General features: G+C 32.4%; 5 protein-coding genes and 2 pseudogenes. 5 read left to right on the forward strand and 2 right to left on the reverse strand.

Going from position 1 to position 8,668, the window contains the following annotated elements; genetic code table 11:
* Together KPL37_RS18475 and nifJ are read left to right on the forward strand one after the other, a co-directional pair.
* Window positions 1–619, forward strand: a 619-nt coding sequence (locus KPL37_RS18475) for an FAD-linked oxidase C-terminal domain-containing protein (RefSeq protein WP_281418727.1), incomplete at its 5' end; no start/stop codon positions are given.
* Between the two features lie 194 nt (window positions 620–813).
* Window positions 814–4,326 (forward strand): pyruvate:ferredoxin (flavodoxin) oxidoreductase, encoded by a 3,513-nt coding sequence (nifJ, locus tag KPL37_RS18480; protein ID WP_216151547.1) that lies wholly within the window; start codon window positions 814–816, stop codon window positions 4,324–4,326.
* Window positions 4,327–4,520: 194 nt separating this feature from the next.
* On the opposite strand, the pseudogene KPL37_RS18485 reads toward nifJ, so the two are convergent.
* Together KPL37_RS18485 and KPL37_RS18490 are read right to left on the reverse strand one after the other, a co-directional pair.
* Window positions 4,521–5,225, reverse strand: a pseudogene (locus tag KPL37_RS18485) (LrgB family protein).
* Window position 5,226: 1 nt separating this feature from the next.
* Window positions 5,227–5,571, reverse strand: coding sequence for a CidA/LrgA family protein (locus KPL37_RS18490; RefSeq protein ID WP_216151548.1), 345 nt, complete (start codon window positions 5,569–5,571; stop codon window positions 5,227–5,229).
* Window positions 5,572–6,346: 775 nt separating this feature from the next.
* On the opposite strand from KPL37_RS18490, the gene KPL37_RS18495 reads away from it, so the two are divergent.
* The 3 genes and pseudogenes from KPL37_RS18495 to KPL37_RS18505 form a co-directional block, all read left to right on the forward strand.
* Window positions 6,347–7,135, forward strand: a complete 789-nt coding sequence (locus KPL37_RS18495; RefSeq protein WP_216151549.1) for an electron transfer flavoprotein subunit beta/FixA family protein — start codon at window positions 6,347–6,349, stop codon at window positions 7,133–7,135.
* Window positions 7,136–7,170: 35 nt separating this feature from the next.
* The gene (locus tag KPL37_RS18500; RefSeq protein ID WP_216151550.1) at window positions 7,171–8,379 is read left to right on the forward strand and encodes an electron transfer flavoprotein subunit alpha; all 1,209 of its coding nucleotides are present in this window, start codon (window positions 7,171–7,173) and stop codon (window positions 8,377–8,379) included.
* A gap of 96 nt (window positions 8,380–8,475) precedes the next feature.
* A pseudogene (locus KPL37_RS18505) lies at window positions 8,476–8,668 on the forward strand (2-hydroxy-acid oxidase); the annotation flags it as partial.

The following is an 8,668-nucleotide window of genomic DNA, read 5'->3' on the forward strand; positions in this document are numbered from 1 at the left end:
TATTCTTGCTGCTGAAGAGTTTCTTGGTAAAAAGTTTCCAGATAATTCATCAGATGCATATCTCTTATTGACATTTGATGGTAATACTATAGAAGAAATAGAAAAAGCTTACGAAGGCGTAGCTAACATTTGTCTTGAGCAAGGTGCTCTTGATGTATTTATAACTGATACAGATGAGAGAAAAGAAGCCGTTTGGTCTGCAAGAGGAGCTTTTCTTGAAGCAGTTAAAGCAACAACAACTTATATGGATGAATGTGACGTTGTTGTTCCAAGAAACATGGTTGCAAAGTTTATTAATTATACTAATGAACTTCAAAAGGAATTTAATATAAGAATAAGAAGTTTTGGTCATGCAGGGGACGGTAACTTACATGTGTATGTATTAAAGGATGACCTTACAGATGAAGTATGGGATAAAAAAATCGCAGAAGTATTTGAGGCAATGTATAGCAAATCAAGAGAATTAAAAGGATTAGTATCAGGAGAACATGGTATTGGATTTGCAAAAAAAACATATATGTTAGAACAATTAGGACCGGTATATGTAGGTCTTATGAAAAATATAAAATTAGCATTTGATCCTAACAATATATTAAACCCGGGAAAAGTCTGTGAATAAAATCATAATGTTGCCAATGTCGTTAGTAGATGTTGGCTATCTACAATGTTTTTATGTAGTCGATTACAAAAACCGAATTTACATAACTAAATAAAGGAGGCCATGAAAGATGTAATATAATTTAGAAAAAAAATATTAAAAAACTAAAATGGTTTTAGACGTAAAAAATAATTCGTTGAAAGAAGGTTTATTAAATGAGAAAAATGAAAACTATGGACGGAAATACAGCAGCTGCACATGTTGCCTATGCATATACCGATGTTGCAGCAATTTACCCTATAACACCATCATCAACGATGGCAGAATATTGTGATGAACTTGCAGCTAAAGAAACAAAAAATGTATTTGGTCAAAAAGTTAAAATTATGGAAATGCAATCAGAAGCAGGAGCTGCAGGAGCAGTACATGGTTCGCTTCAAACAGGAGCTTTAACTTCAACTTTTACATGTTCTCAAGGATTATTATTAATGATTCCAAACATGTACAAAATTGCAGGAGAATTACTACCAGGAGTATTCCATGTTGCAGCTAGAGCGTTAACAACTCATGCACTTAATATTTTTGGAGATCATCAAGATGTAATGGCAACAAGGCAGACAGGTTTTGCATTACTTGCATCTAATAGTGTACAAGAAGTAATGGATCTTTCACCAGTTGCTCATTTAACAGCTATTGAAGGAAAAATTCCATTTGTAAACTTCTTTGATGGATTTAGAACTTCTCATGAAATACAAAAAATAGAAGCATGGGACTATGATACTTTAGGAAGCCTAATAAACAAAGAAGCAGTAGAGACATTTAGAAATAAAGCATTAAATCCAGAACATCCAGTAACCCGTGGAACAGCACAAAATCCAGACATATACTTCCAAGGAAGAGAAGCTTCAAACACATATTATGATGCACTCCCAGAAAAAGTTGAAACATATATGGGAAAAATAAACTCATTAATTGGAACAGACTACCACTTATTTAATTATTATGGTGCACCTGATGCAGACAGAATAATAATAGCAATGGGATCGGTTTGTGAAACAATTGAAGAAACTATTGATTACTTAAATGCTAAGGGAGAAAAAGTTGGAGTACTTAAAGTACATTTATTTAGACCTTTCTCAATAGACCATTTCTTAAAATACATACCAACTACAGTTAAAAAAATATCAGTACTTGATAGAACTAAGGAACCAGGATCAATTGGAGAACCTTTATACCAAGATGTTAGAACTACTTATTTTGATCAAGAAATCAGACCAGTTATTGTTGGCGGAAGATATGGACTTGGATCAAAAAATACTACTCCAGCTCAAATCGTTGCAGTATATGATGCTTTAAAAGCAAAAACTCCGTTAAACGGATTTACTATAGGAATAGTTGATGATGTTACTAATAAATCACTCCCAATTGGTGAGGAGATTACAACAACGCCAGAGGGAACTAAAGAATGTAAATTCTGGGGTCTTGGATCAGATGGTACTGTTGGAGCTAACAAGAGTGCTATAAAAATCATAGGTAACCATACGGATATGTTTGCACAAGCTTACTTTGCATATGATTCTAAAAAATCAGGTGGAGTAACAATTTCTCATCTAAGATTTGGTAAGAAAGCAATAAAATCAACATACTTAATTAGTTCAGCAAACTATGTTGCCTGTGGTAACCAAGCTTATGTAACTAAATATGATGTTCTAAAAGGAATTAAAGATGGCGGTACATTCTTATTGAATTGTATATGGAGTGCTGAAGAATTAGAACAACATTTACCATCAACAATGAAGAACTATATTGCGAGTCACAACATTAACTTCAATATTATTGATGCAGTTGGAATAGCAGGTAAAATAGGTCTTGGTGGAAGAGTTAACATGATTATGCAAGCTGCTTTCTTTAAGTTAGCAGATATAATACCAGTAGAAGATGCAGTTAAGTATCTTAAAGCTGCGGTTATAACATCTTACGGTAAAAAAGGCGAAAAGGTTATTAACATGAATAACGCTGCAATTGATGAAGGCGTTCAATCAGTTGTTAAAGTTAATGTACCAGCAAGCTGGAAAACAGTTAAAGATGCAACATTAGAATTAGAGCCTAGACCAGACTTCGTTAAAAATATTGCTGATGTAATGAACAGACAAGAAGGAGATTCTTTACCTGTAAGTGCATTTGTTGGATTAGAAGATGGAACATTAATGCCAGGAACAGCAGCTTTTGAAAAGAGAGGAATTGCTGTTAATGTACCAGAATGGCAAGTAGATAAATGTATACAATGTAATCAATGTGCATTTGTATGTCCTCATGCTGTAATAAGACCTTTCTTAACTAATGAGGTCGATCTTAAAAATGCTCCAAAAACTTACGAAAGTAAGAAAGCTATTGGAAAGGGACTTGAGGGTCAACATTTTTCAATAGGTATTAGTAATGCAGATTGTAGTGGGTGTGGGAATTGTGCAGAAGTTTGCCCAGCTAAGGAAAAAGCTTTAATCATGAAACCATATGCAACGCAGGAAGCTAAATTACCAAACTGGAAGTTTAACATAAACTTACCTAAAAAAGAAAATCCAATGGGAACAGCTACTGTTAAGGGAAGCCAATTTGAGCAACCATTAATGGAATTCAGCGGAGCTTGTGCTGGATGTGGAGAAACTCCATATGCTAGACTTATAACTCAATTATTCGGAGATAGAATGTTAATAGCTAATGCTACAGGATGTACATCTATCTGGGGAGCAAGTTCACCAGCTTCACCATATACAGTTAACAAATGTGGTCAAGGTCCAGCTTGGGCTAACTCATTATTTGAAGATAATGCTGAATTTGGATTTGGTATGTTCCTTGGAACTACTCAATTAAGAAATAAAGTTGAATTATCAGCTAAAGAAGCATTAACAATGAAAACAAGTGATGCATTAAAAGCAGTTATTAATGAATGGATAGAAAACAAAGAAGATGCAGAAGGTTCTAAAGCTGCAACTGCTAAAATGTTACCATTATTAAATGCTGAAAAAGATAATAACGAAGCATTAAAAGAAATATTCGCAAAGAGAGATCATTTAGTTAAGAAATCTCAATGGATATTTGGTGGAGATGGCTGGGCTTATGATATTGGATATGGTGGAGTAGATCATGTACTTGCATCTGGAGAAGATGTAAATGTATTTGTATTTGATACTGAAGTATATTCAAATACTGGTGGTCAGGCTTCAAAATCTACACCAACAGCTGCGGTTGCTAAATTTGCCGCTACTGGTAAGAGAACTAAAAAGAAAGATTTAGGTATGATGGCAATGACTTATGGATATGTTTATGTTGCTCAAATAGCAATGGGTGCTGACAAAGCACAAACATTAAAAGCTATAAAAGAAGCAGAAGCATATAAAGGACCATCACTTATAATCGCTTATGCACCATGTATTAATCATGGTCTTAAAGTTGGAATGGGTTGTACACAATTAGAAACTAAGAGAGCTGTTGAATCAGGATACTGGGCTATGTACAGATTTAATCCAGATCTTAAGGATGCAGGAAAGAACCCATTCATACTCGACTCTAAAGAACCAACTACTTCATTTAGAGATTACCTAATGGGCGAAGTTAGATATTCTTCACTTGCTAAAACTTTCCCAGAAGTAGCAGAGGAATTGTTTGTTAAAACAGAAAATGATGCTAAAGAAAGATTAGCAGGATACAAAAAACTTGCTAGTGAAAAATAGTATTTAAAATAAACTAAAGGTAGTCATACTTTGATATGCTCCTCTTATGGTAGACCGTTAAATAATAAAACTGTTTACTATAAGGGGGCTATTTTTTATGTTAAGAAAATCAATTATACGAGGATCCATTCAACATAGATTACATTTATAGAATTGATTTAATTTTGTTATCTTCATAGTATATTTTAAAAAAACTATTTAAATATTTCAAGAACCATTTTCCACAAAAAGGGATATAAAAGAACAGCGACAATTCCTGAAATAGCCATAGTTAGACCACTCATTGCACCCTCAATTTCCCCTATTTCCATAGACCTTGCTGTTCCTAATGCGTGAGCAGATGCTCCCATAGCAATGCCTAAAGCAATTTTATCTTTAATTTTAAAGATTTTATGCAAAAATGGTCCAACGACAGATCCTATAATCCCTGTCATTATAATAGCTACAACTGTAATTGACGAAAGTCCACCTAGCTGCTTAGACATTGCGATTCCTATAGGTGTTGTTATTGATTTTGGTATTAAAGATTCTGTAAGCAAATTGTTTAATCGAAATAATTTTGAAAAGAATACTACACAAATAAAACCTGAAATAGCCCCGCTGAAAATTCCTACAAGTATTGGAACAGCGTTTTCTTTAAATAAAGCAAACTTTTTGTACATTGGTAAAGCTAATGCAACTGTTGCAGGGAATAAGAAGAATGAAATTATTTTCCCTCCGTTATTATAGTTAGCATATGTGATATGGAATTTTTCAAGAAAAAATATTAGTATTATAATTGCTATTAATAGTGGATTAAATATTGAAAGTCTTCATTTTTTCTTTATATAAATTCCAATTTCATAAGCAATGAGAGATGTTATTACGCCAAAAACCGGCGAAGTAATTAAATCATTCATTTTAACGTCCCTTCCTTAAATTTTTAACTACGAAAGCTGTTACAATCCAAACCAAACATGTGGATAAAACAACTATAATAATAAATGGTATCCATTTCCCTTTTAATACGCTGAAGGCTGTCATTAAACCTACCCCAGCAGGAATAAAGAAAAAGGACATATTTGATAAAAGAAACTCGCAAAACTCTTCTATCATTTCAATTTTAATTATTCCTATCTGCAGTCCTAAAAACAGTAAAATAAGTCCTATAACCGATCCTGGAATTGGTAAATGTAATGTTATCTGTAATACCGTGCCAATAACATATGGAATTAAAATAATCATTAATTGCCGTAAATATTTCATTTTTTCACCTGCTCGTTAAAATTTTTTCATATTTAGGCATGTAGTCTCTTGTCAAAGGTAAATCATTATTTACTCCTTTAGCAACTAATATCTTATGAAGACTATAAGTTCATCCGAAAACATGTTTTTAAATATAGTCTTATAAAACAATTTACCACTATTTAATTAATATTAAATATTAATCTAAGCTTTTACTGTTGTTGAAATTTTATATAAGTGATTTATGCATTTACACAAATTGTTATATATCGATTTTAATAGTAAAAACAAGAAAATTGATTAAGAATATAAATCTATTATCATGTTTTTTTATATTACAATCAATATCTAAGTGCACAAACATTAATCACTAAATTTGTATATATGCACACTGATAGTTTTATTTACAGATAATATCTGTTTTACTTAATACGGTATTTTTTACAGCCTTTTAAATTATTGAGATAAAATTAATATTTACTATAATTATCTTTACTTAGGATGAAATAGTTATTTATATTGTTAAAGAATACAAATCTATTACGATAACAGTGTGAAACTATTATCAAAGTAATCTAGTTATTTAAAAATATTTACGTTTATTTAAAGTTTAATTAACTTAAGTAAGCGTTTTCAACGATGGTCATAACTTAAAGAAATAAAGATTGTTAAGTACTTAACAATTATAGAAATATTCCCAATTATGTGTTACTATTAATCCATAAAAGGTCAGACCATACTACCATGAATGAATAAGATTATAAATCCCTATACAAAATGTAGGAGGAATAAATATATGGAAATTTTAGTTTGTATAAAACAAGTTCCAGGTACTTCAAATGTTGAGGTGGATCCAGTTACAGGAGTTTTAAAGAGAGATGGTGTAGATTCTAAAATGAATCCCTTCGATTTATTTGCATTAGAAACAGCCCTTAAGATTAAGGAACAAGAGGGTGGATTAATTAAAGTCATAACAATGGGACCCCCACAAGCAAAGGATGTTATTCGCGAAGCGTATATGATGGGAGCAGATGAGGGTGCACTAATATCTGATAGAAAGTTTGCAGGAGCAGATGTTCTAGCTACATCTTATACAATTTCCCAAGGGGTAAGAAAAATGGGTAAATTTGATCTTATATTATGTGGAAAGCAAACAACTGATGGTGATACTGCACAGGTAGGACCAGAGATGGCTGAATACCTAAATATTCCGCATATTGCAAACGTTTTAAAAATAATAGAATTGAAGGAAAAATCTGTTGTTGTAGAAATGGACATGGCAAATACTATTGAAGTAGCCGAGGTTCAATTTCCTTGTCTTTTAACTGTAGATAAAGATATTTATCAACCAAGACTTCCATCTTATAGAAAGAAATTAGCTACAAAAGATAGAGAAATTAAAATGATAACGTTAAATGACTTTGAAGATAAAGATGAAAAAAAATATGGGCTTAATGGATCACCAACTCAGGTTGAAAGAATATTTCCACCGGCTGTAAACAATGATCGTGAAACCTGGACAGGTAGTGGTTCACAACTTAGTTTAAAAATAGCATCAAAACTTAAAGAATTAAAATTTGTATAATAAATTTACATTTACATAAGAAGGGTGGAATTCTAATGAGCGAATTAATTTGTCATCATGATAAGGTAAATGAATCTATTGCTAAAGAACTAGTGAAGGTTTGTCCCTTTGGTGCGATTGAATATAACCATGGAAAAATAGAAGTTAATGCAGGCTGTAAAATGTGTAAGATTTGTGTCAAAAAAGGTCCGACAGGAGTAATGGAATTTCTTGAAACAAAGGAAGCTCAGGTTGATAAGAGTTTATGGAAGGGTATAGGCGTGTATGTTGATCATGTAGAAGGAGTTATACATCCTGTAACAATGGAACTTATCGGAAAAGCGAGAGAGCTTGCAGCCGTTGTTAATTTTCCAGTTTATTGTGTTTTCATTGGGCACAATATAAAAGAGAAAGCAAAAGAGTTATTACATTATGGTGTTGATGAGGTTTTTGTATACGATTACGAAGAGCTTAAGGATTTTAGAATAGAACCTTATACTGCAGCGTTTGAAGATTTTGTAAATAAGGTAAAACCATCATCATTACTTGTTGGTGCAACAACTATTGGTAGATCCCTTGCACCTAGAGTTGCAGCAAGATTTAGAACAGGACTCACTGCAGATTGTACAATACTTAAGATGAAAGAAAATACAGACCTTGTGCAAATAAGACCAGCTTTTGGTGGTAATATTATGGCTCAGATTATATGCCCAAATACAAGACCACAAATGTCTACAGTAAGGTATAAAGTTATGAATGCTCCCGAAAAAAATTGTGATGAGAAAGGCAAAATTACAATTTGCGAAATGGATAGGGAAAAATTAAGATCTAACATTGAGGTATTAAAGGTTACTAAAAAAGAAGTTGAAGAAAACATTTCAGATGCAGAGGTGATTATTGCAGTTGGTAGAGCCTTAAAGTCAGAGAAAGACTTAGTTATGATACATGAACTCGCAGACTTACTTAATGCTCAAGTAGCTGGAACAAGGCCAACAATTGAAGCAGGATGGATTGATGCTAAAAAACAAATTGGACTTTCTGGAAGAACAGTTAAACCAAAATTAATAATAGCTCTTGGAATTTCAGGTGCAGTTCAGTTTACTGCTGGAATGAATAGTTCAGAACGAATATTTGCAATAAATAAAGATTCAAATGCATCTATATTCAATGTAGCTCATTACGGAATAGTAGGAGATATCTATGAAATAGTTCCTCAATTGATTGAAAATATTAAAAACTCAGGAGCCGAATACTGTATTCGTTAATAGAAATTTGCAGGAGATGATATGATGACATTTCAGTATCATAGGTGATAATTAAAAAGTGTAAAATATGATATCTAAAATCGGGGAGGTAATCTTATGAGTTACAAAAAACTTGATGCAATGGATATAGAATTTCTAGTGTCTGTACTAGGAAAGGATAGAGTGTTTACTGGTGACAATATAAATGACGATTTCAGCCATGATGAGATGGGTGGAATAAGTAAAATGCCAGAAGTATTAGTTGAAGTTCTTACAACTGATGAAGTGTCAAAGATTATGAAATATGCAT

The organism is Clostridium frigoris (genome assembly GCF_018861865.1).
Classification (GTDB): domain Bacteria; phylum Bacillota; class Clostridia; order Clostridiales; family Clostridiaceae; genus Clostridium_AD; species Clostridium_AD frigoris.